The sequence below is a fragment of the Ktedonobacter robiniae genome, assembly GCF_016587375.1.
Taxonomy (GTDB): domain Bacteria; phylum Chloroflexota; class Ktedonobacteria; order Ktedonobacterales; family Ktedonobacteraceae; genus Ktedonobacter; species Ktedonobacter robiniae.
The window spans coordinates 1049874-1073943 of sequence record NZ_BNJG01000002.1; the positions used below are offsets into that span (position 1 = coordinate 1049874).

General features: G+C 53.5%; 22 protein-coding genes. 2 read left to right on the top strand and 20 right to left on the bottom strand.

Features of this window, described 5'->3' with window-relative positions; all coding sequences use genetic code 11:
- Positions 1 to 15 precede the first annotated feature (15 nt).
- From JMJ04_RS25125 to JMJ04_RS25140, 4 genes are all read right to left on the bottom strand, one after another.
- Positions 16 to 1107 (bottom strand): hypothetical protein, encoded by a 1092-nt coding sequence (locus JMJ04_RS25125; RefSeq protein WP_201373163.1) that lies wholly within the window; start codon positions 1105 to 1107, stop codon positions 16 to 18.
- Positions 1108 to 1315: 208 nt separating this feature from the next.
- Positions 1316 to 2149, bottom strand: a complete 834-nt coding sequence (locus tag JMJ04_RS25130; RefSeq protein ID WP_201373164.1) for an isocitrate lyase/PEP mutase family protein — start codon at positions 2147 to 2149, stop codon at positions 1316 to 1318.
- A 198-nt stretch (positions 2150 to 2347) separates the two neighbouring features.
- Positions 2348 to 2899 (bottom strand): DUF4334 domain-containing protein, encoded by a 552-nt coding sequence (locus JMJ04_RS25135; protein WP_201373165.1) that lies wholly within the window; start codon positions 2897 to 2899, stop codon positions 2348 to 2350.
- Positions 2900 to 2929: 30 nt separating this feature from the next.
- Positions 2930 to 3538 (bottom strand): class IV adenylate cyclase, encoded by a 609-nt coding sequence (locus JMJ04_RS25140; protein WP_201373166.1) that lies wholly within the window; start codon positions 3536 to 3538, stop codon positions 2930 to 2932.
- 324 nt (positions 3539 to 3862) lie between these two features.
- Between JMJ04_RS25140 and JMJ04_RS25145 the strand changes: the two genes are divergently transcribed.
- A complete protein-coding gene (locus tag JMJ04_RS25145; RefSeq protein ID WP_201373167.1) occupies positions 3863 to 4276 on the top strand; it encodes an NUDIX hydrolase in 414 nt (137 codons plus the stop codon).
- A 59-nt stretch (positions 4277 to 4335) separates the two neighbouring features.
- Here JMJ04_RS25145 and JMJ04_RS25150 read toward each other — a convergent pair whose 3' ends face one another.
- The 16 genes from JMJ04_RS25150 to JMJ04_RS25225 form a co-directional block, all read right to left on the bottom strand.
- Positions 4336 to 6867 carry a PAS domain S-box protein gene (locus JMJ04_RS25150; protein WP_201373168.1) on the bottom strand — a complete coding sequence of 844 codons (2532 nt, stop codon included), beginning with the start codon at positions 6865 to 6867 and terminating at the stop codon, positions 4336 to 4338.
- 512 nt (positions 6868 to 7379) lie between these two features.
- Complete coding sequence (locus JMJ04_RS25155) at positions 7380 to 8564, bottom strand: tyrosine-type recombinase/integrase (protein ID WP_201373169.1); 1185 nt, start codon at positions 8562 to 8564, stop codon at positions 7380 to 7382.
- Positions 8565 to 8696: 132 nt separating this feature from the next.
- The gene (locus JMJ04_RS25160; protein WP_307811736.1) at positions 8697 to 9443 is read right to left on the bottom strand and encodes a tyrosine-type recombinase/integrase; all 747 of its coding nucleotides are present in this window, start codon (positions 9441 to 9443) and stop codon (positions 8697 to 8699) included.
- A gap of 37 nt (positions 9444 to 9480) precedes the next feature.
- Entirely contained in the window at positions 9481 to 10293 is an 813-nt protein-coding gene (locus JMJ04_RS25165) for a 3'-5' exonuclease (RefSeq protein ID WP_201373171.1), read from the bottom strand.
- 103 nt (positions 10294 to 10396) lie between these two features.
- Entirely contained in the window at positions 10397 to 10702 is a 306-nt protein-coding gene (locus JMJ04_RS25170; protein WP_201373172.1) for a helix-turn-helix domain-containing protein, read from the bottom strand.
- Positions 10703 to 11136: 434 nt separating this feature from the next.
- Complete coding sequence (locus JMJ04_RS25175) at positions 11137 to 12132, bottom strand: class I SAM-dependent methyltransferase (protein WP_201373173.1); 996 nt, start codon at positions 12130 to 12132, stop codon at positions 11137 to 11139.
- A 333-nt stretch (positions 12133 to 12465) separates the two neighbouring features.
- The gene (locus JMJ04_RS25180) at positions 12466 to 13335 is read right to left on the bottom strand and encodes a phosphoadenosine phosphosulfate reductase domain-containing protein (RefSeq protein ID WP_201373174.1); all 870 of its coding nucleotides are present in this window, start codon (positions 13333 to 13335) and stop codon (positions 12466 to 12468) included.
- 94 nt (positions 13336 to 13429) lie between these two features.
- Positions 13430 to 13804, bottom strand: a complete 375-nt coding sequence (locus JMJ04_RS25185; protein ID WP_201373175.1) for a hypothetical protein — start codon at positions 13802 to 13804, stop codon at positions 13430 to 13432.
- A 116-nt stretch (positions 13805 to 13920) separates the two neighbouring features.
- Positions 13921 to 15387, bottom strand: coding sequence for a DNA cytosine methyltransferase (locus JMJ04_RS25190; protein WP_201373176.1), 1467 nt, complete (start codon positions 15385 to 15387; stop codon positions 13921 to 13923).
- Positions 15388 to 15410: 23 nt separating this feature from the next.
- On the bottom strand, positions 15411 to 16058 hold the full coding sequence (locus JMJ04_RS25195) for a C39 family peptidase (RefSeq protein WP_201373177.1): 648 nt from the start codon (positions 16056 to 16058) through the stop codon (positions 15411 to 15413).
- A gap of 116 nt (positions 16059 to 16174) precedes the next feature.
- On the bottom strand, positions 16175 to 16552 hold the full coding sequence (locus JMJ04_RS25200; protein ID WP_201373178.1) for a hypothetical protein: 378 nt from the start codon (positions 16550 to 16552) through the stop codon (positions 16175 to 16177).
- 19 nt (positions 16553 to 16571) lie between these two features.
- Positions 16572 to 17084 carry a hypothetical protein gene (locus tag JMJ04_RS25205; protein WP_201373179.1) on the bottom strand — a complete coding sequence of 171 codons (513 nt, stop codon included), beginning with the start codon at positions 17082 to 17084 and terminating at the stop codon, positions 16572 to 16574.
- Positions 17085 to 17107: 23 nt separating this feature from the next.
- Entirely contained in the window at positions 17108 to 18271 is a 1164-nt protein-coding gene (locus tag JMJ04_RS25210; protein ID WP_201373180.1) for a hypothetical protein, read from the bottom strand.
- A 338-nt stretch (positions 18272 to 18609) separates the two neighbouring features.
- Entirely contained in the window at positions 18610 to 18894 is a 285-nt protein-coding gene (locus tag JMJ04_RS25215; RefSeq protein WP_201373181.1) for a hypothetical protein, read from the bottom strand.
- Between the two features lie 189 nt (positions 18895 to 19083).
- Positions 19084 to 19413, bottom strand: a complete 330-nt coding sequence (locus JMJ04_RS25220; RefSeq protein WP_201373182.1) for a lytic transglycosylase domain-containing protein — start codon at positions 19411 to 19413, stop codon at positions 19084 to 19086.
- Positions 19410 to 19703: a hypothetical protein gene (locus tag JMJ04_RS25225; protein ID WP_201373183.1), complete on the bottom strand. Its 294-nt coding sequence runs from the start codon at positions 19701 to 19703 to the stop codon at positions 19410 to 19412. Before JMJ04_RS25225 ends, JMJ04_RS25220 begins: the two co-directional genes overlap by 4 nt.
- 641 nt (positions 19704 to 20344) lie before the next feature.
- On the opposite strand from JMJ04_RS25225, the gene JMJ04_RS25230 reads away from it, so the two are divergent.
- A complete protein-coding gene (locus JMJ04_RS25230) occupies positions 20345 to 24028 on the top strand; it encodes a PAS domain S-box protein (RefSeq protein WP_201373184.1) in 3684 nt (1227 codons plus the stop codon).
- Positions 24029 to 24070 lie beyond the last annotated feature (42 nt).

The window sequence follows — 24070 nt, forward strand, 5'->3', positions numbered from 1 at the left end:
CATGCTGACATGGACTTAAGGGCGCGAGGGGCGATCGCCCGAGGCGGGTTGCAGAAGATAGCGACCAGCCAGGTTCTTCAAAAGTGGATCAAGCAACGTACCAGTGGGGGCAAGGCGCAGCGGGACGCGTCTCGCCTCCGACTCACTGACAATATTCACCAGGCGCAGCACCTCGCCACGGATGCGCTGTAACTCTTGCTCTGACTGGCTGGAGCGTTGTAAGCGTGAGAGCAGCGTATTCAGCGAGACGGCAACCGTCCAGAGCACATTCTCCTGGGCAAGCGGTGCACGCATGGCAAAATTGCCGTTTGCCGCCTCTACCAGTGCCCGCTGAATCTGCTGAATGCCAACCTCCAGGTCACGCTTCTGCTCGGCTAGCGCGAGCTGCAAACGCTCAACCTCCTCGATACGGTCTACGCGCTTAAAGGCTCGCAGGGCGCCGCGCACCCATAAGTAGGTCACGACCGCAACGACAATCTGCAAAGCGATGGGGCGCACAAGCAAGGTATATGACATCGTAAGCCAGAAATGTTCGAGATCGGGGGCGTGCGGTTGCAGGAGGATATCTCCCCAAATGCAGCCAATATTGAGGGCCGCCACAAAAAAGACGCTGCTCGGCGGGAGCAGCGAGACCGCCACCAGTTCTGAGAAGACGAGCAGATCAAACGTAAGAAAACCATTCATGTCCAACATGCCACTTGGCGAGGTAATCAGGTTGAGCATAATGGCCGCATTCACCGTAATCACGCTTAGTATTCCTACCAGGGTCACATGGCCCAGTCGATTGAGGAAGAGAACCAGTAAGCAAATCCCAATAGCGGTCAGAATAATGGGAAATAACAGGGGATTTTTAGCGAGGAGTGCGAGTCGGATAAAGGAGACAAGGACAACCAGCATAAGGAGAAGGATAAGGCTGGCAAGACGAGATCGGCGAAGCTTATCCTGCACGGCAAAAGAGGTTTTGGCCTCTGGGTCAGAGGGAGTGGCAACTTGGTACCACCAGTTTAATGGTTTCATAGAGCCGGTCGGCTGGGCCGGTTGAGAAGAAACAGTTTTCCATACATCGTTGTTCTTGTCTTCAAAAGGAGACAAATTTTTGCTATCCATGCGAGCGAAGCTCCTACGCCACAAGGCTATGTCTATGCCTATTAATTTATAGAAAAAGCGTTTTTTCTATACCCCACCTATTTTGCTATATATTTGTATATAAAACAAGGGAGCGTAGTACTATTTGAGGGGTAGAATTTAAGGTGTGCTGAACAAAAAGAGGCGCAGAAGGATTCCCTTTCTGCGCCTCTTTTTGTTCAGCACACCATTAAGAAACTGAAAACAGGGCCGCTGACTCGGCAAAGCCATAAAAATAGCGGCTCATGGTTTCGTAGGTTCCCTGTTCGTGAAGCTCGTTGGCAATAGTGCGCACCAGGCCCATGGTCGAAAGCATGGCGTTGTGGCCAATACTGATACGCGCTACGCCCAGTTGAAAGAGTTCGGGTGCGGATGGTCCGCCAGGAAGCGAGAGAAGGTTGAGCGGGACGGGAATTTCGCGCACCAGGATCTGGATAATTTCCGGGTCGAGGAGCAGGGGAACAAAGATGCTATCGGCACCTGCCTTAATATAGGCATTAGCACGTTGGATAGTTTCCTCCAGGCGCGCCTCTCCCTCACCCACCTGCGCCAGGTAAGTATCGGTACGCGCGTTGATAACCAGGGGGAGACCAGCATGATCCGCCACTTCACGCGCGGCTGCGATGCGCTCCACCTGCGCCTCTAACGGGAAGAGTGGATGTGTGGAATTGCCAGTATTGTCCTCAAGATTAATGCCGACTGCCCCAGCTTCAATAACTCCTTGAACGGTGTCCGCCACGTCCCTGGCCGATGGACCATAGCCAGCCTCAATATCCGCGCTCACCGGAACCTGAACAACTGAGACAATACGTGCGATAACCTGGAGCATCTCCTCGCGCTTCATCCGCTCCCCATCGGGATAACCATAGCTAAAGGCAATACCCGCGCTTGTGGTGCCTAGCGCGGAAAACCCTGCCTCTTCAAAGAGGCGCGCGCTCGCCGCGTCCCAGGCATTAGGCAGTAGTAACGAGGAGCCACGCTGCTGTAAGCGTAGGAGCAATTCCGCTTTTTCGCGTTTTGTCATATTATTTTCCATCTCTCCGCAATTAATATATTGTAAGTTTATTGTTGCTTTGATGACATCATTCTACGCGAAAATCTGCATGCTTGCTGGCGGTTTTCGGACATATACACCGAGACACACCATTAAACAATATGAACAAGAAGAACCAATATAGGCCTGGCGCGTACATAAGTAGCGCCGGGCCTATACTATAAACAGCTATTTGTCGCGGTGCAGTTTAAAAAAGAAGGGTTGCTCCATGCCTTTGAAGTCCATGATGCCCAGGAGCGTATCTTGATCAATGAGGCGGAAAGTGTCGCAGATCGGCAGGTTGTCATAGAGCATGGAGGCACTGACTTTGCCGCGATACTCCACCATGCGTACTCGCGCCTTCGCCTGGCGGGTCTGCAAGAGGAAGCGCGCCATAATTACCAACCGGCGTATTAGTTTGTTGCGTGGAATAGGCAATTTGAGCACGAAAGAAAGGGGCAGGCGCTTGGGATCGATGTAGAAGATCTGGTTATGGTTATCAGAAAATAATAGAGGGTGAACATGGTCACGATCAATAAACTCTTTGCCGTACCAGCCAAAGGCCTCCAGCATCCCATCCATTGGGTGATGGGTGGAGACCTCGCTGCCACGCCACCTACCCAGTATGGTTTCGATCTCGACACCTGGCAGGGCATCGCACAACTCAAACGCCTCTTGCAGGCTCATACGGTCCTGGTATGCGCGCTCGCGCAGCGCGTCTACTTGACTGGTATCTGTCATAGATGTTCTCCTCGCTACTGGCGTACGCGACTACTCTGCGCAGTTATTAGTTACGTGATGGTTGAATTCATGGCGTGAGTTTTCGGTGAAGGCCAGGTTAGAGATTTGTTGCGTGATAACCTCTCGCGAGATATTATATCGCCGAGCGTAGAGCTGGTCGATGGAGCCAAAGATGGCCTCCTCGTAGGGTAGCTGAAGGTGGGTGCAGGCACCTCGTACGGCCTGCTCAGATGATCCCTCGACCTCGACGAATGGCTCTAAGAACGGCCAGGTATCAAGGGTGATTTGAACGCCATCCAGGTCCCATAGCTCACGCTTGCTCTCCTGGTAGGCGCGTCTGCTACATCCCAACATACTCAGTAACACCGATGTTTGCTCAAAATCGTTGACTTCGATTTCGAGCTCTTGCTGTAGTTCGATGGCCTGGCCTGTGATCGCTTTCAGCGTCAGGGTAATCCGATCTCCCTCGTGCCGCAGACGCAACCATGCGCCAGGAATATCCTGTCCCTCTGGCAGGTCAAACACATAACGCTTCTGGAGGAATTCTTCGCGCTCTAGCCGGGCTTGACATTGTTTGAGGCGCTGGCGTATCTCCTCCAAATCGACATCAGGAAATGTGGCCTCATATTCAGTACGCATGGCGCTCACTTTCTCACCCCTAGCTACCAATATATCAATACACGCCAATTATACTTCCTCGCCTGTTATCACACAAGAGATTTTCCACCTCCCTACTACACCTCCCGCACTCATGCAGGAAGCTCCGCATCCGAGGGACATGGGCAGCGCTGATTCACGTAGCTCTCCCACGCCCATGCAGGACGGGAAGATAGTGCTTCTGAAGGGCGCACCTCCCGTCCTGCCAGGCGTGAGTGCATCGTCTCTTGGTCCAGATTGAATAGATGATATAAAAGCGGCTTCCCCATGATACAATAGGGGATACAAAAGTTGAAAGGAATCGATATGACATCGACATCTACCAGACCGCGGGCTGCTGCCGCGGTTCTCCGCAATCAAAACCAGGAAATTCTGCTAGTAAAGCATCGGTGGCGTGACGGAAGCTCTTCGTGGATCTTACCAGGAGGTGGGCTCTTGCCTCAAGAGAAGCCTGAAGAGGCTGCGTTACGTGAGTTGGAAGAGGAAACAGGCCTGAAAGGAAAGATGCTTCACTTCCTCTTCACCCTCCCCTACGATTTAGGCACGTCGGAGATCTTTCTCGTTGAAATTGATGCTCAGGCGGAGATTGCTCTAGGGTATGATCCAGAAGATGCAGGTGTGGAGCACAAAATGCTAGAGGATGTGGCATGGTTCCCTACTGAGGCAGTCTCTGACCATCCCGAGGTACAACGAGTGCTTGCCTGTCTTCAAGAGATTTAATATTTTCATCACCATACATGCCCCAGGCACCTCGTGGGATCAGGCTCACATTTGATGAATCAGGCATCTCTCTTGAGGGGAAGGGTCACTGTAAAGGTCGAGCCTTTCCCGACGTCGCTGTCCACCGTGATGGTTCCCCCATGACCCTTGATGATCTCCGACACAATGTACAACCCCATGCCCAGGCCGGGAATCGCCATCTGCTTCGGATCAGTGACCCGATAGAAGCGGTCAAAAATCTTGTCGCGCAGTTCTCGCGGGATCCCCAGGCCATGATCGCGGACCCGAATGGTCGCTGACTCAGGGGAGGTGGAGAGATCCATCTCGACGGTCTCGGCGCCCGGGGAATACTTGATGGCATTGCTGATCAGGTTGGTGAAGACCTGTTCCAGCCGATCTCGATCCCCAAGCAGGTTGGTCTGCACCGCGCCACGCATCAGGATGCGATGGCTGGGATGGGTTTGCTGCATGGTATCGACAATTTCTCGCAGCAACGCGTCGAGATCCACCGTTTCCTGCACATACCCCAGTCTGCCTGCCTGGATCTTGGAGACATCCAGCAAGTCTTCTACTAGCCTTGTGAGTGTGTTGATCTGGGTCTGCATGCTGGAAAGAGCTGGAGCCAAGGTGCCTTGCCTGGCCAGTTGCCTGTGCAGCAAGATGGTCTGTAGTTTCAAAGTGGCCAGGGGATTCCTCAGTTCATGGCTGGCCATGCTAATAAAGTCATCCTTGCGTTGCTCGAGTTCCTTGCGCGCGGTGTTATCCAGCACAAAGCCGATCGCTTGGCTTGGATGATGCTGTAAGATCACCCCACCCACGAGCACCGGAAGGCGACTACCATCTTTACACACGTACTCTTTCTCATAGGGGGTTATCGACTGCTTGGAGGCAAGCTCCTGATGGGCCTCTAAGGTCCGATCCAGATAGTCTGGAGGGGTCATGTGCAACCAATTCATGCGCCCTTCCCGTAGGTCTTCCTGGGTATAGCCGGTCATGCGCAGAAAGGTGTCATTAGCGGCCACAATACGATCGCCTTCGTCGACAAAGATCCCGATAATGTTGGAGTTCATCAAGACACTCGCGCGCTCCTGACTCTGGCGTAGGGCTTCCTCCGTCAGTTTCTGCTCCTCGATGTCGGTAGCAGTCCCAAACCATTTCAGGATCGTCCCCTGATCATCCCTGTGTGGCACTCCTCTGACAAGGAACCAACGATACTCCCTGGTCGTGCCATGGCGCAGGCGCTGTTCCGCTTCATAGGGCCTGCCGGTCTGGACGGCACGCTGCCACCTCTCCAGGACGCGCTGTTGATCATCGGGGTGGATGGCCTGGAGCCAGCCATCCCCTTGAGATTGTTCAGAAGTCATATTAGTATAGTCACGCCAGCGTTGGTTACAGTATTCACACGAGCCATCGGGGCGCATCATCCAGACGATTTGGGGGATGGCATTGGCCAGAACACGGATTTCGTCTTCGGCCTGCTTTTTGTCATGTATATCGGTGCAGGTGCCAACATATTTGAGGATCGTGCCCTGGGCATCTGTGTAGGGCGTGGCTTGCATCAGGAACCAGCGATACTCCCCGGTCGTGCCATGGCGCAGGCGCTGTTCCGCTTCATAGGGCCTGCCAGTCTGGACGGCACGCTGCCATGTCTCCAGGACGCGTTGCCGGTCCTCAGGATACGTACACTGCATCCATCCCTCTCCCTCGACCTCCTCGGTGCTCAGGCCGGTATAGTCGCGCCAGCGTTGATTATAAAAATCGACATAGCCGTCTGGTCGCCCGGTCCAGACCAACTGGGGAATGGCATCGATGAGGGCACGGATTTCTCCTTCGGCTCGCTTGCGCGCGGTGATATCGGTCCCGACATAGACGAGGTACTCGACATGGTGATCCACGTCCCTATGGGGCGTGATCGTTGCCTCAAGGTGAAGGTCCATCCCCTCCCTAGGGTGAACCAGCGTCTCGAAACGCACAGTTTCTCCCCTGCTGGCGCGTGTAATGGCTGCGCGTAATTGGTCTTGGCTCGCGGGATAAAAGGTCCACCAGGGGGTTTGGGCGAACGGCTGGCCAATCACCTCCTCGCGTCGGACCTGCGCATCTGCTAACGGAGCCTCATTGATGTCCAACAAGATCCCCTCGGGCGTGAGAAATCCGACCCCGACATACATGTTCTCCAGGACATCAGCGGCGAGGTGTTCGTCTGGGGAAGACGTCTCTTGGCGTCGAGTTAGTGCTCTTTTCTCGTGGAAATGCAACACCAGCCCCCCAGCGGTTGGAACGAGTTGCACATGCAACCAGTTCTGGGTGACGGGAGAAATATACTCCACTTCGGTTGGTTCCTGGGTCTGTCTGGCCTTACGCACTGCTTGATAGAGCGTGGTGTTCACCAGGTGGGGAGCGCCACGCCAGAAGCTGTTCCCGACAAGTGCCTCTGGTGTGGCGCCTGGCATGGCCTGCGCGCTCGCATTGGCATACACGATTTTCTCGGTGCCATCGATGACAAATAAGGCACCAGGAAGCGCCTCAAGAATGTGGAGGAGCGTCTCACACGACCCAGGAGTGGCACGCTCGGTCTGCTTGGAATTCGACATATAGTGATCCCCTATCCCTTTCACACGCCCCTATCCCTGGTAGTGAAGATGTTGTTCCTGCCCTCACCTCAAAAAACCCAGTGAAATTATGCGATAGATGCGAAAAACAAGCAAGCAGTACTGTACTACAACACTGCTCCAGTCTTCCCGGTGAAATTGCTCGTCCGTCTGGGGATTGCCAAGCCAGCAAACGCGAAAGTGATCGTTGCCCGCCAGGCTCAAACAATGTATGCGCACCCATGCATGTTCAATCGCCCACCAATCTCGCAAGGTGTACGCTCATGTTTACATATTTAGAAAAAGGAGGGCAACCCTCAGATAAGCTCATCATTCACCAAAATTTGGTCAGAGGCAATTTCTCCCTCTTTTGCGCAAATAAGACAGAAGGTGTCATCCAATTTCTCTCTTCCCCCGCTATTTAAAGCGGCTCCTCACCTCAGTTTATTGGTGTCGACTCTTGAAGTTTTAAAGAGTTGACACCAATAATGACACCAAAACGCCCCGAAAAACGCTCAAATCAGCCCTTCAAACAGGGTATTGAGTTTTTCCGCAACCTCCGCTTGCATGGTGGGGAGAATATGAGAATAGGTGCTCATAGTGGTGTCGATATTCTCGTGACCGAGGATTTCCTGTACCAGCCTTGGGTGAATACCCAGGCTTAAGAGTAATGTCGCGACCCCATGCCGCAGGTCGTGGATATGCACCTTTGGGAGCTCGGCCTTTTTCAGCAGCGAGTAGAAATGAGCAATAACAGTTGGTTTCAAGAGATAGCCGCCAACACGCGTGCAGAAAACCAGACCACGCTCCTCCCATGTATCGCCAGCCCTGAGCCTCTCCTGGAGTTGCCGGGTTTTATGTTCCTTCAGAGCGTCGACGGCGAAACGTGTTAGCAAGATTTTGCGCTTGCTCCGTTTTGTTTTCGGCTCTCCTTCGACGAAATGGCACACGCCATTCGCATCAGCGAGGTAGTTCACATTCCTCTGCACGGCGACGCTCATCTCCTGAAAATTGAAGTCGCTCCAGTGCAGGGCCAGTAATTCCCCGTGACGCATTCCCGTTGTGAGGGCCAGAATAAAAAAAGCTTCGAGGCGATCCCCTTGGATAGCCTGCAAAAACTTCTGTATTTGCTCTATCGAGAGAGGCTGTACGCGACGCGCGGTTTCTTTGGGGACCGTAACGTGCTCGGAGACATTGTGCGTGACAAGCCGCCAGCGCACAGCGTTGGCGAGCGCATTATGGATAACCTTGTGCATGGACGTGACAGAGCTCGCAGACTGGCCCTCCTCCAGTTTGCGCGTGTAGAAGGTCTGGATCTGCTGCGCCGTTAGCTTCTGAAGCTGGATGTGCCCCAACGCGGGAAGAATATGGTTCTTAAGAAGCCCGTGGTAGCGAGCATAGCTACTCGGTCGAAGGGTTGGCTTATGTACCTCTTCCAGCCACTGTGTTAAGTACTTGCCCACTGTTTGTTTCGGGCCTGTCGCGAGCACGCCCTGTTTCTGCTCAAATAGAGCCTGCTGAAGCTTTTCGTAGGCCTCATCTTCGCTTTGGGCATACAGTTCCTTATAGCGCCCGGTCTCCTCGACCTTAAACTTTGCGACCCACCGACCATCACCTGCCCGTTGGTAAACGGACCAGTTGCCGGGCAGAACCTTCCTGCGCCGTTTAGAACCCTTACCGTCTTTCTTCCTGCTTGCCATAACGACCTCGCTTTCACCTTTGATGGGGTCTTTGTTGCTAAATCCTGCTGAAAACCTCAAGAAGCCTCTGTTTGAGGTTAGGCTATAAGATAGCAAAGAGGTTTCCCTGGGCGTTGTGTGCGCGTTTTTTGCTTACTCTTTTTCGCCTTCATTGTGGAGAAAATCAAGAATTCTTTGTATCGCATTCTCATAGTGGTCGAGCGTGATAGGTGCTATGGATATCGTGGAGGTATCGCGCCAACTGACTCCTAACATGCTCTGTACCACTCTGGGCTCGGCTCCAAGCATCAGCAGCAAAGAGATGGTCGTATTACGCACAGCGTGAAACGGGGTGGAAGGAAGGTTCGCCTCTTCCAGGGCCTGCTGAAAACACTGGCTGAGGCGATAAGGTGAGAGATAGTTTCCCCTCTCGTTGGGAAAGACGAGGCCCCTTTCTTCCCACTCCTCACCGGCCTGCTGGCGTACCTCGTGTTGCACTTGCTGATGGCGTTGGAGGTGTTGTACGAGCAAAGCGGGAAGTTTGATTGCTCGCTGGTGAAGAGGCGCGCACTCCCGTTCTAAGAAGTCACTTTTCGGGAAGAGCGATACGCTCCGATGAATGGAGAGGGCTCGCGTTTCCATCTCCAGGTCTTGCCAGTGCAGGCCGAGCAGTTCTCCCCGTCGTAGGCCTGTACTGAGTGCTACCAGAAACAATAGGCCGATCCCCTCCCTTTCCGCGGCCTCCTGCAAAGAATAAAGCTCGTTTCTTGTAAACACCCTCACCAAGTTTCTCGTTTGTGGGCCACGTGCTCTCTTCTTCGGTTCTGTCATTCTCTTGTTCCTCTTGTTCTTTCTGAAGCTGAGAGCCACGTACAGAATGATCTTGTACGTGGCTCTCATCTTCTTTTTTCAATGGTAGACGGCATTCATGTTGCTTTTAAAAAGGATGGTCGCCAGTCTCGAAAGGGTGATCCTCGCTATTTTCCGAGCCAAGTGCTTGCGTCACCGTGCTGCACGAGGTGACCGCATTCGCCATGGCTTGCAGGGTGTGTAGCTGTCCCTTGGCTCGGTCAATCCCTGTCTGATAAGGGCGTTCAGGAAGTGGATGTCCGATATGTGTGCAGGCATCTGCCAGCTTGATGTAGTTATCATTCAGAAAATGCCCCAGGTGCGGGCGGAGATCCTCACCAATAAAATTCATGCGAGGGAGCTGCTCACGGAGGGCTGTCTCGTTGAGCTTCTCCCGGTCAAAATCCTGCGCGAAGCTCACGATATAGCGACCCTGAAGATACTGCTCGATCCGTGGCCAGGCCTCGTGAATCGAGGGGGCGTGCTCCAGATCCTCATTGCGCAACCCGTTGATCTCGCTAAGATGTGGCGTGAGAGGATGCTTGGGTTTGATCAGGATGTCCTCAATGAGGGTGCCCGTGCGATCTAGAAGCGTCACGCGTACGATCTCGGCGTCTTCGGAGAGACCCGTGGTATCAATCTCCAGGAAGGCCAGGTTCGGCAGGGCAAGCACCGCATTTGCCCAGAGGACTTCTCGCTCTGGCGGGAGAGCTGGCAGAGACCGAACGATTCGCTGAAGTCTTTGCAACTCACTCTCCATGTATTGCAACCCCTCGTACAAGCTCGCTCGTAACTGCACACGCTCTTGCAAGTCCTGATAGCTTTGTACAGGTCCTTTGGCGCGTTCATCGGCGACACCAGTACCCAGAGTGACAACAATAGAATCCAGACTTTTAGACATAGAGAGGTTCCTTTCTGGTCTGAGACCACAAAACTTATAAAGAAACAGGCGAGACCAGATGAGGCATACCTCGTCTCGTCTCGCCTTTACAGAGGGGAAGGGCCTACACAACACCGCGCGTCTCTAGCTCTTTGAGCCAGGCAATGAGTGAAGAGAGCATGACGCGACGCACGCCATCACTCAGTTTGACCGAGGGAAGGCCGTCTCGGAGGTAGTCATAGACTTTAGGACGCCCAACGCCCAGATATTGCGCTGTCTGCTCAATGGTAAGCGCACGCTCCTGGCCAATATCGAAGGGTGGTTGTTGGGGCGTAACATCAGTAGCGCTCTCTTTCTTCTTGCGACCACGTCGGGTTTTCTCTGAGGTGCTAGAGGAAACAGGTGCTACAGGTATCAAAGCACGCGACATAGGTGTTTCTCCTTCTGAACTATTCGCTTAAAGAGCAGGGAATAACGCCAAATCGAAACCGGAGGAGCGCGTGTTACTAGACCGCGCCCCAACAGTGTCGCTTGTTAACAATTTCAATATGCTGGTCCTGATCTGGTCGAGTACGAAGCGGTGCATCAACAGCAGGTTTTGACTCTTCACTAAAGGGGAGAAAACCTATACCATCGACTATCCATGCAACCAGAGCACACAATGACTGCTATTCTAACTGGATTATTTCTTTCTCCATATCAGCCTCCATAAGAAAAGCTCTTATAACACCAGCTATAAGAGCTTGAAATCTAGACAAACATCATTTTGAGTTGTAAGGGTGGTAGCGACTTGTAGTGGGGTGTGGATCGAAACGAGAGTAACCAATCACGCGGCTACTCGTGATTGCAGACAAAGCGTGATGGTTAAAGACTCCCTCCCTTCTCTACGACAAGCCAGCAATAGTCGCTCAGCTGTTTGAAGCCTAATATGGAGTAAGGGATTTCTGGTTGCTCGTGTTCTAGAAGATAGCGCAGACTCTCAGGGCGCTTAGCATAGAAGCGTTTTACACAACGCAATGCGCTTTCCCTGGATCGGAAACGTACCATTGGCTCTTGAAGTGGGGGGAATGATTGGTACTGAAAGCCATGACTGGCAAACCAATGATAATCCTGTGGTAGTGGCCAAATCATCACAATTTTGCCACCCGCTTTCGTCACACGCCACAATTCGGCCAATCCAGACTCGCCTCCCTGGGCTTCCTTTGGCTGGAACGCTGAGCAAGATAGGGCCAGATCGACGCTATCATTTTCCAGCGGCAAGTGATCAAAACTCCCCTGACGTAAGATCACACGCTCAGATTCTCCTTCGTCGAACAGCCTGTGTTCCAGAATACGCAATAACTCTGGAGCAGGATCTACCGCGTAGACCAGCCTTGCTCCATGGCGTAAACACTCAAAGGTAGCACGCCCACTCCCTGCTGCAGCATCAAGGACGATGTGATGATGTATATCAGGCTCCAACTGCTCGAAGATGCTTGGATGCAATAACTCACCTTCTGTTAACTCGTGGTACCATTGAGGGGTTTTCCAGTAGGTCAAATCCCAGAAGAGCACATTGAGCACATATTCACGGGCTTGACGGATCTGATCGTCTGATATCGGGAGGAGCAATATTGTTCGAAAGTAGGCTTGTTGCTCAGTTGGAAGAGAGTATTCGATACGCTTGATTATGACATCTGATACGCCGTGGAGACTTTGAGCAAGGCGCGTCACTTCTAGTTCCGTTCCTCTACTTGCCAGCAAGCGGTGTAAGGTGGAGTCATCAAAGACCATAATATCTTCGATATGGAAAGGATTCTCGAAGAGTGAACCCATTTTCGGCTCTTCACTCGCATCTTCTAAAAAAGGCCATGTATCCATTTCTGCTCCTTTTTCTCTGTTTCTCTTAGAGGGTGCCTTAAGCTGGATTTCATGGGAGAGATTTGTGTAAGCAAAATATGCAGTATGCAACAAAGTAATATATTTCTTCTGCTCACAGCACTCGCAAGCATCTCATCTTCCATATGCTCCAGTGAAATTTACAATTTTCTCATCTCAAGACATGCTCTTATGATAGCAGAAGCGAGTAGTGCTTTTAGGGGTAGAAGAGGGACAATTCATCTCTTTGCAGACCTCAAACTTTCTGAGCGCTGCTGTAGATTGATCTTGCCTCCAAAGCCCTTATAGCACCATCTATAAGGGCTGGATATATCTTTACGCCAACATCTCAGCAAGGGCGAGTCCATGCTGGATCGTGTGTCCTGTCTTCGCTTCAATGGCTAACGCTCGTTCCATCACTGCCCGGCCCTCCTGGGTGTAGTAGCCAGTGCGCAGCTGCTCAGGACTCTTGAGAAAGCACATCACACACGACATCCGGGGGCCGCCCTCCACGTCTGTTTCATACATGTCCTGCTGGGTCATGCCCTGGAGCGCATAGCAATAGTGCGGTTCGATCTGGTAGGCTCGCATCTTCTGAAAGACCTCGATCCGTCGCCAGGAAAGCACGGGCCGCCATTCGTGCATCCATCCTTGCTTGAGGCCAGAACGTTCACGCCAGACAGGTAACGTTGCACGTCCACGAGACTCTAAGGCTCGCTCACCCAGACAGATCATGGGATGATCACCCAGAAGTTTCGCATTGGCTCTGGCCCAGGAGTTGAAGTTATCGCGCTTAAAGTAGGATGTACAGAAGCGAACCGAAAGAGAGGGCCATGCTTGCCGCCACTCCACCAGGTCAAGCACGCTTTCCACCTGGCGCAGGTACTTCGCGTGACGCGAGCCACAGGCCCGACAGTAGGGGATAGAAAGCGTGGCACACGAGACAAGGTAGCGATGGTGACACTCCAGGCATTCATAGCCGCTGTAGCTCGCTTGCGTGCAGTAAAGCGGGACGTTTAACCGTCGGCAAATCGTTTCACAATACTCCACCGTTCCAGGCCAGTCCTCCAGGACAATTTGATGGTGGGCTATCACCAGTTCATGAGGAACGGTTTCTAGCACCTCAAGCAACATGGCGATGCTGTCCTTCCCACCGCTCACGGAGACCACAACCCGTGTTGCCTGGTGGAGATCAGGGAAGTTCATAGCTTTACCTCAAAAGAAAAGCCCCCATAGCAGGTGCTATGAGGGCTGATAAAAAAGGTTTTAAAGTGACATTATGAATGTATCGTTATGCTGCTCATGTTTGAGATTGCTTTTCCTCTAACCAACGTTGCCATTCCTTCCATATGGTCTCAGCAAGGGCATCAAAACACGCTTGCATTCTTTGTGGGAGACGCTGACAACGACTCGTTAATGCATCACCAAACCAGTGATCAAATTCTTCGTAAACAATCCGACGAACGTCTGTTGAAGATTGAGCTTCTTGCAATCGAGGCAAAATGGTTGTCAGCTCACTTTCATACTCATCTGGATTTTCATCAAAGGTTAATCCAAAGCTCAATCCTATTGGATCAGCATCAAACAGTATATGCATGAGTGAACTATACAACCAACTATACTCGGTTTGAAGTAGTTGTCTTCGTTGTGAAAGCGGGGGCAAGCCCCGTACCATATTGTTTCCTCCCTCGAATCTATTTTGCTTACCGTCACATGAATTGTACAGCATTTGCAGGCTCAAGCCAGCCCTATAACAGGTGCTATAAGGGCTGGTTATACCCCTTTTTAGCTCTATTCAAGAGATGTAATAACCCGCTCCATGAGGAGCTTCATGATCGGAGGGGTGACAGCATTCCCCAACATTTTGACCTGCTCTCGACGAGTACCCGTCAGAATATATCCTTTCGGGAACGCCATTGCGGCCTGGATCTCTTGAGGAGCGAGCATGCGAAATCCGCAATCTTCAACCGCTATTTTCTCTGCTGAACTGTGACTCGTCACTAGGGCATGGCGCGCAAGGGTTGTCACCGTTGGTGCAGCTTCCTGTAGAGGAACTAACTGCCCATTGTTGTAGTAGGTCATCAGCCAACTCCTGGCAGGCGGAACAATAAGGCTTTGATGGTTCCCGGCCGCGCAAATGGTTGAGAAGGGGCGTGTCATCTCGCGAGGTCGATATTCACCCAGGTGATCAAGGATGAAAGGTGGAACAGTAAGCCCGCTCGAGTCGTACGCTGTCTGTGTGGGGAATGGCTGATCAGCAATCGCGACCGGGCGTACCTCTGGGTGATTAAGGTTGAGCAGGAATGGCGGCGTTACCAATCCCTGCGTTTCCGTCGCTGTTTGGGTTGGGAATGGCTCCCGGGTCATATCTCGGAGCCAGTCCTGTACCCTGGTCATCGGAATGCTAAAAGGGTTCCCCGCAAACTTCTCCAGGCCATAGGCGATCCGCTGTAGGGTCTTCTCACGCAAGGGCTTTAACCGGTCACCAATCCGGGGTGCTGGCAGCGACCATTCAATGGCGTTCGCCGCGGCATAATAGTACGGAACGACTTCACGAGCGCACCGTGGGCAGCGGTAGACGTATTGCTGTTTGTACTTGCCATAGCGCTTGCCCGGGTTCTTCCAGGACTGGATCGCATCGATATCTGTGCCACATGGCCTACAATAGGCCGCTGGCGTGACCTTGAGGTCTGGCTTGCGGTTCCCGCGCTTCCAGGCCACGAAGTACATCCGGTCGCGGCTTTGAGGCGTCGGGTGAGCATGCATCGAATTGAGATACACCAGCTGGTATTCATAATCCAGGCTTCGCCACGCGTGTAGCCAGGACTGGAATGGTCGCCAGAGATGCGCATCAACGACATTCTCCAGGATGATAGCCTGGTAGTCGTGATACTCTGCCCAATCGAGGGGCGTCCACATCGTGCAGCGGGAGCGCTCCTCGGCCTCGGATTCTAGATCCGGCTCGTTCATTCCTGGGAGCGCATCCTGCTGTTTTTTGCGCTTGCGCCCCTTCGCTAGAGAATGGGACGTGCATTCGGGCGAGGCCATCAATATGGTCGTCGAAGGGAACCGCCGGGGGCTGGCCTTGTGCAGGTCTGTCAGCGCGTGTAGCGTCTGCGGATAATTGGTGTTGTGCGTTTCAATCGCACGGCTCCAATGATTAATTGCCAACTTCACAGTAGCGCCAGCAGCGACGGCTCCCGTGGTGGACCCACCCGCGCCACAGAACATATCTGTGGCAGTGATATCGAGAGTCATAAAACGCTCCTTCTTTTGATGCTCTAAGCGCTCTTTTGCAGAATGGCGCTAAATCCACGCCAATCCTTCAGGAATGTGGCTCGGTCCATGATCTGGATGTTGAGGCGTGAGGAGTCGACGAGGCGGACATTCTGTGTATCTCCCCCAGCCAGGACGATAATATGGCCTCCATCAAAGGCAGGAGGGGGAAAGCTCACGATACTTGGCTCCCCTTGCTGTGCCAGTGCTATCAATTCATCGAGGGTGCGCACGTGGCTGGTAGCGGTACCCAGGCCAAAGCGTGCAGCCGTCCGTGTGATCCCATCTTCATCGAGGAGACCCAGCTGCGCAGAGATGGCTTTGACTGCCAGTTGCGCGTGCAGGATGTCTGTGAGGCGATAGGCCTGCCCGGTGTAGTAGTTGATGACCACTGTCAGGGCTGCGGAGGAACAGGTCGAGAGGTGCCAATCGTCGTATTCCTGCTGGTTAGCATACTGGCTCACATCCCACTGGTTGACGCGTATGAGGTGACGTGATTCCTCTGCTGGGTGTATATCTGCCTGGGTTACTGTGGCTGAGGGCGATTGCGCATGCGTCTGCGCTGAAGGTGTCGCGCGGACATAGCCCCAGAAGACAAAAAGGACACAGGCAAGCAGAAGCAGCAGTAGCACGTTTTTTGCAAGGTCTCGCATAACGGGTTCCCTTCAAAAAGAAACCCCCACATCTGCTTTACACGCATTTGTGGGGGTAACCATAGGCTTTCATGGTAAACATGGCAATCACCTTCTGGTGACGTATGCGCTTGTTGTTAGGAGGTGTATCGTTCCTGATATCGGTCTTTTCGTGTCCCTACCATAGCTTGATGTTGAAGAGCTTTGGTCCAGCGCCAGAGCCCGTAGAGCACGATTGCCCCAAGCAGGTCAAAGAGTGCAAACGCTGACGCGCTCCAGCGTGATTCTGGTGTGCCGCCCATCATCGAGGGCAGGAAAAAGGCAATAGCATGGCCACCAAGCATCACCCAGACGATCCAGAGCGAGGACTGCATCTTCGCGACAGAGCGCCGATAGTTCTCGCTCCACGCGAGTGGATAGGGGCGTGGCTGGTTTGTGAGTCGCCATGCCAGGCTCGCCACGGCAAGAACATACAACAAGGTGATCACTGCGAGAAACCCGAGAATCCATTCCATATATGGCTCTCCTCCTTGACTATTCAATCCTAAGGCGTTTTCCACGCTTCAAGTTCGCATAGGCCCGGACTTTGGCCTTGAGCCGGTAGCGTGTCGAGCGTGGAATATATCTTTCGTCTTCTAGCAATGTGAGGGCCTCCTGTTTTTGTGTGAGAATGGCCGCGATAAAGAGCGCGTGCCCCGTGCGAGATCCTCGAAATGTTTTGTTCTCCAGAGCTGAAAGGAGGTAGGCTGTCTCTCCAGGGTTGTAGACTTTCCCCTCTTCCACTGACCACACAGGGATGGGGAGGCAGCTATCGTGTCTGGCACATACCACCATTTCAATCAGCCCCATGCCATACAGGTTGAGTCGGTGCTCGTACCAGAGCGAACTGCGCACCAAGACCACACATTCAAATTCCCGGTCAATCGCCCCTCGTTTGAAGTGAACGCGGATGCGATGACCGGGACCGTCATTCATCTGGCGTACGCCCGTCGTGTACGCCCTGGATTCTAAGACAGAGAGGATCTGGTGACGCGTACGTAAGAGCATGCCCATGTCCTCCCTTCATCGAGCTAACGCAGCGTGCTGTTCTCCTGATCATCGAGGCCCTGGTTGCGCAGACGCCTAACCGCTTCACGTTGGCGTTTCGCTTCCTCGCGTGCATCTGCATACAATTCCGTTAAGAATCGCTCTCCCTCTCGCCGAAGGTTCCGATCCTCTTCCATCTGTTCCAGCTTCAAGCGGGCTTCTTTCTGCTTGGCTCTCGCTTCGCCAAGCGTCGTCATGACGCGTTGCAGTTTCGCGGCGCGTTCGACCTGCTCATTGGCGACGGTATCGACATCCGTCATCAACTCCGTCCCGGCAAAGGACACCACAAACATGGTGATGAACAAGGAGAGAATACGAATGCCGACCAGCGCCCAGACCACTTGGTGCGTAAAAAACGTTGAATCTTTGGTGGCACCGTAGAGAAAAACCACCTGAGCGCTAATGTCCATGACCGCAACCATCCACCAGAGCTTTTCCTGAAGGCGGACGGCTTTTAACTCGTGGTCCTCGACCTCCAGGCCTGCCCGCCGTCGTTTAAAGATGGCTTCTTTGTTGAGTTCAAGCAGGACCGTGAGATAGAGATACCCGAAATCAACCAGGACAGCAAAGATGCCTGTCAGAACTTCCAGGGTCTGGTCGGTCTTGGTATAAATGTGGCTAAAGACCCAGATACTCTCTGGAATCGTCAGACACAGGACGGCAAAGGGGGCAAAGGTTTTGAAGACGAAGATAATCCACTTCTTCATCCGCGCATTGAGGGAAACCCCTGTATGGGCTTTAAGCACAATGCGTACGGCCTCGGCCTCCAAACTATCAATAGAGGTGCCAGGAAGTTCCGTCACGTTGGCATTGATGGTGATCGTCTCATCTTCTGCTGCTTGCTGCCCCAGGGGTGCTGGCGTATTGGTAACCTGAGGTGCAAGAGCTTTGGATGTGTTCCTTGAGCGTTCCTGCTCAATCAAGCGTTGAGCCTGGGGACGCAAACGTAACTTAACATCGTTTGGGTTAATGTCATCGCCGGAGCCGTTAGAAAGCGCCTGTGTGAGATCAGCATCCTCGACCTGAGGATCAAAGTACACAATCTCGATCACGCGCTGGAGCGCAATGTCGTGCTTCGCTTTCTTCTTGGCTCGTTCAAGGACAGTGCTCTCATCGTATTTCTGTTTGAAAAAGTCGAGACGTGGCATAGATGAAAAACTCCCTCTCATTTTCAGCACAAAAAAAGGAGAGGCAAAAATGTTAAAGGTACCGGTTTAGTTGGAAAATGTACCGGAGATGTACCATTAAGCTCGCCTCCATTCTCACCGAAGTCCCATGGGTGTCTCACGTCATCTCATGAGTGTCTCACGAAATGATGCGCAAAAAGACAGCCCAGAACTTGGCCTCGTGATACTGCCAGCAACGTGTTCTAGAAAAAAGGGAGAAGATCACCGACCATTCTCTAGTTCGATGCAATGTTTTAGTGAAGGGAGCCCTCTAAAGAGAGGATGCTCGGTGATCTCTCATGATGTTAGGCTCTGCGCTACTAGACTTGCGCTGGTTGCGGCTGTGTTTGACTCGATGAAGAACCATTCCCACCTTTACGAGCCTGGAGGCGAGTTTGACGGGCGCTCTGGAACTTCGTAGTATGCTGCGTTCGTGTGGTACGAAGCGCGTTGCGCGCAGCTTCCTGGGCCAGCGCCCTGGAGCAGGCGCGCCCGATCTTGCCGTACACCACGGCGGCCTCGGCAGAGGTGCCGGTGTTTTCAATCGCCTTGATCATTTCCTCGGAGAGTTCCTCCAGACGCTTGACTTCGGTTTCTGAGAGCATGTGTTTGTACCTCCCTACGCTCACGATAACACTATGAGAGGGAACGAGCTGCACCTCGGAGCGTGATCAGTGCAGCATCCTCACGAACCAGGGTGTCTCTTGTGACACCACAAACAAAACCTTCACCTATATATGTACAAAAGCGTCAACTACCCCAGGGTTTTACCAAAATTTGGTATTTTCCTTCAGCTAACACACGCGCCTGCTCATGATGAGCCAGATGTAACGTTGCGTCGATTGCGGAATATGACATCCCCATTGCTCTCCACCAACCTTGAGGGCATGGAACAGACACTCACCGCCGCAGTTATAGCCTGCCAGGGCTTTGGCATAGTCCTTTCCATTGGCTTGATAGTATCTCGCCATCAACTGGGCCGCTGCGTGCAGGGTCTGGTGGGGGTCTGCTGGATCAATTCCCAGGCCTTTGGCTGTCTCAGGCATAAACTGGGCAATGCCAATCTCGCCCGATCCTCCATGAGCGTTCGAGTTGAATCCTGACTCTTGATTGATCTGGTTCACGAATAGATCAGGGGGGACACCTGCGGCTGTGGCTGGCTCGCTGCGGAACCATTTCCACCTTTACGGGCCTGAAGGCGGGTCTGACGGGCGCTCTGGAACTTGGTGGTATTGCTGGTACGAGCGGTACGCAAGGCGTTACGTCCCGCTTCCTGAGCCAGCGCCCTGGAGCAAGCGCGGCCGACCTTGCCGTACACTACGGCGGCCTCGGCGGATGTAGCGGTGTTTTCGATCTCCTTGATCATTTCCTCGGGGAGTTCCTCCAAGTGTTTCACTTCGGTTTCTGTAAGCATGTGGCTTTTCCTCCCCGCGCTCAGTACAAACACTATCTTTAAGAGTGGACCGCGTCCCTGAGCGCAAAAGGCGCGGCTATTCCCACGGGACAAGATGCTTATTGCAGCACCAAGAACAAAACCTACACCTATATATGTATGCGGGCACACACTACTTTTGGGGAGATGCATAACCCTCTCCCGTGTTATACCGATAAATGTCCCGGAAAGTGGCGGCTCACCCATTGACGAGCTGAAAAACTGCTCCAGATGCGAATGGTGTGTGCAGAGGGGTACATTCATCGAGAACGACCTCAGAGCAAGAGGACAAGGCGCCTTTCCCAAGGTTCTCTGTCGGGCAGTGCAGCTGCGACACATGACGTCTTCGGGCGGTCAGCGTGCCGCTCGGTGGGAAAAATGGTATGGCCCACAGAGAGATGTTGAGTCTATTTTTACAAGTTCCCCTGAGGTCTCAACGTCTCATTGATGTGCATAAGCCGATAGTCCTATGAAGAGGACGAACGATTTCACCGATATCTAATCGTACAGCTTGCTTCTCCCTCGCATATATCACATCATTTCACTAGACTTCTTGAGGTGAGAGCAGGTACGCATCTTCGCCACCAGGGATGGGGACACGTGAAAGGGAGGTTGACCGCATTATGTTAAAGACAAGGCACATTACGCGTCTCACGCCAGAGTCTCATGAGACGCTCCTCACGATTCTCGAGACCCTTCCTGGGGCCTTGTTTGTGCTCGATGATGCCTCAATAATTCTCTACGCCAATGCAAGCGCACAGGCCTTGCTAGGCGCCACACCAGAGACACTGGTTGGAAACAGCTTCTGGCGCTGCGCGCCACAGTTGGTGAGCACGGCGCTCTACCAGGCCATCCAGAAGACGAAACAGACCCGAGCTCTGACCGAGGTGCAGTATGTGTCTTCCGTCACCCAGCGCTGGCTGCACGTGCATCTTTCTTCGACTAGTGGGGGACTCACCTTGCAGTTCCATGAGATGGGAACACCAGCTAAGCGCCAGGAGATAGTTCACCAGCGCGAGTCCCTCTACATGGAGGTCCTGGAGAACGTGCATGCTGGGATCGTCTTTCTGACGCCCGAGGGGATCGTCTTGGACCTCAATAAGGTTCCGTTAGACGATGCGCAGATCCGACGCGAAGAGGTGGTTGGCAAACCCCTGGTTGAAGGCCCCTGGTGGTCCTTTTCTCCTCCCAGTCAAGCGCAATTACGCGCAGCCATCAAACGCGCCAGCAGGGGCGAAACGGTGCGGTTCGAGACCCCCATTCACCCCAGAGAAGGCATGGAGCTTCACCTGGAGGTCGCGATCACCCCCCACAGGGATGCGGATCACCACGTCGAGTATCTCGTCATGGCTGGCATCGACATCACCGCGCGCAAGCGCGCCGAAGCGGAACTCCATACCCTCATCGATGCCATCCCCCAGCAGGTCTGGACCATGCGACCGGACGGCTATATCGACTATTATAATCAACGCTGGCTCGACTATACCGGCTTGAGCACCGAACAAGCACAGGGTGATGGGTGGATCCAGTGCCTGCATCCCGATGATCAGCAACGTATCCAGGACGCATGGCAGACATCCAGGAAAACAGGCACCCTCTTTGAGACAGAACAGCGCCTGCGCCAGGGCACGAGCGGAGCCTATCACTGGTTTTTAGCCCGCGCCATGCCGATGCGTGATAAAACAGGCCAGATCATCAAGTGGTTTGGCACCTGCACCGACATCCATGACAAAAAACAGGTCGAAGATGAAATCCGCAACCTGATCGATGCTATTCCCCAGTTGGTCTGGACCGGGCGACCAGACGGGTATGTCGATTTTTATAATCAACGCTGGCGCGACTATACCGGCCTGAGCACCGAGGAGGCTCAGGGGGAGGGATGGATGCAGTGTACCCATCCTGAGGACCGGCAACGCGTCCTGCAGACATGGCAGCGTGCCGTCCAGACTGGCAGGCCCTATGAAGCAGAACAGCGCCTGCGCCATGGCATAACCGGGGAGTATCGCTGGTTTCTCATGCAAGCAACGCCCTACACAGATGCCCAGGGTACGATCCTCAAATATGTTGGCACCTGCACCGACATTCACGACAAAAAGCAGGCCGAAGACGAAATCCGTGTCCTGATCGATGCCATCCCCCAACTCGTCTGGATGTTGGGCCCCGATGGCTCGAGTGAATACGGTAATCAACGCTGGTGTGACTATACCAACATGACCGTTGAACAATCCCAGGGGGACGGCTGGATCCAGGCCATCCACCCCGACGATTCTCAGCACATGCTGACGCTCTGGCGTCATGCGCTTGAAACAGGTGAACCCTTCGAGTGCGAATATCGTCTCAAGAATGGCAAAACGGGGGTCTATCGCTGGTTCTTAGCTCGTGCGCTCCCGGTACGCGATGAGGCAGGCCAGATCCTCAAGTGGTTTGGCACCTGCACCGACATCGAGGAGCAGAAACGGATCGAGCAACAGCTCAAAGAAAGCCGGGAAAGCTTGCGCGTGCTGGCCGAAACGGTGCCGCAGTTGGTGTGGACCACTCGACCAGATGGCCGTCTTGACTACTGTAATCAGCGCTATTGTGACCTGACGCAGACCGATTTCGAGCAGATACGGGACTATGGATGGCGTCAGTTCCTGCATCCCGAAGATGCCGAGCACACGCTTGCGCTTCGGCAGCAATCCCTTACCACCGGTGAACTCTTTGAGAACGAACAGCGTCTCAGAGATGGGCGAACTGGAGAGTATCGCTGGTTTTTAGCCCGCGCGCTGCCGGTGCGCGATGCAACCGGTCAGATCCTCAAATGGTTTGGCACCTGCACTGACATCGAGGAGCAGAAACAGGCTGAGCAGCAGCTCAAAACCAGTGAGCAGAACTTTCGCACGCTCGCCGAAATGGTGCCGCAACTGGTGTGGACCATGTGGCCCGACGGCCGTCTAGACTACACGAATCAGCGTTATCGCGACGTAACGCAGGCCAATCTTACCCTCGAAGGAGACGATATATGGCGTCAGTTCGTGCATCCAGAGGACATTGAGCGGACACTGGTGCTCCGGCACCAATTACTCAGAACAGGGGAAATCTACGAGAACGAATATCGTCTTAAGGATGGACGGACTGGAGAGTACCGCTGGTATTTAACCCGTGCGCTCCCAGTCCGCGATGAAGCGGGTCAGATCATCAAGTGGTTCGGCACTGGCACTGATATTGATGACCAGAAGCGCGTCGAGGAAGCTTTACGCCAGAGTCAGGAACAAGCGAACGTCCTGATGAACTCCAACATTATCGGGATCTATGTCGGCAAAGGCGACCAGATTGTGGATGCCAACGACACCTTTCTGTACATGACCGGCTATACACGAGAAGACCTGCGTGCCGGGCGCATGAACTGGTGGCACATGACTCCTCCAGACTATCTGGCTCGGAGCTTAGAGGCCCGGCAGGAACTTGACGCCCAGCAGTCGATAACGCCCTATGAGAAAGAGTATGTGTGTAAAGATGGCAGTCGCCTTCCCGTGCTCGTGGGCGCGGTCCTCTTAGAGCATCACTCGTCCCAAGCGATCACCTTTGTGCTGGATAACTCAGCGCGCAAGGAACTCGAACAACGCAAGGATGACTTTATCAGCATGGCCAGCCATGAACTGAAGAACCCCCTCACCGCTTTGAAACTGCAGACCACCTTGCTGCACCGGCAACTGGCCAAGCAAGGCCTCCAGACTCCGGCACTTTCGAGCATGGAGACTCAGATCAACAAACTCACCCGGCTGGTGGAAGAATTGCTGGATGTCTCCAAGATCCAGGCAGGCAGATTGGAGTATCGGCTGGAGATGGTGGATCTCGACGCCTTGCTGCGGGAGGTGGCAGATACCATGCAGCAGATCTCCACTACTCATACCATTGTCGTGCGTGGCGCGACTCTTTGCTCTCTGGAAGGGGATAAAGACCGACTCGGACAGGTTTTCATCAACCTGCTCAGCAATGCCATCAAGTATTCTCCCGGCGCAGAGACGGTCGAGATGGACCTGAGCGTCTCCCCTGAGACCACTACCATTCGGGTACGCGATCATGGCCTGGGTATCCCGCGAGAGCAGCGCGACAAGATTTTTGACCGGTTCTATCGGGTCACTGGTCCCAGGCAGCGAGCGATTCCCGGCCTGGGCATGGGGCTCTACATTGTGGCCGAGATTATCAAGCACCATGGAGGTACCATCACCGTGGACAGTGAAGTTGGGAAAGGCTCCACCTTTACGGTCACCCTTCCTAAGAAGCGTGATGCCCTGGCGGGCACCAACACGGATGAAACAGAGTGAGATGCTTGACGAGTAGACACCAAGGGTTGCTGACAGTTGCAA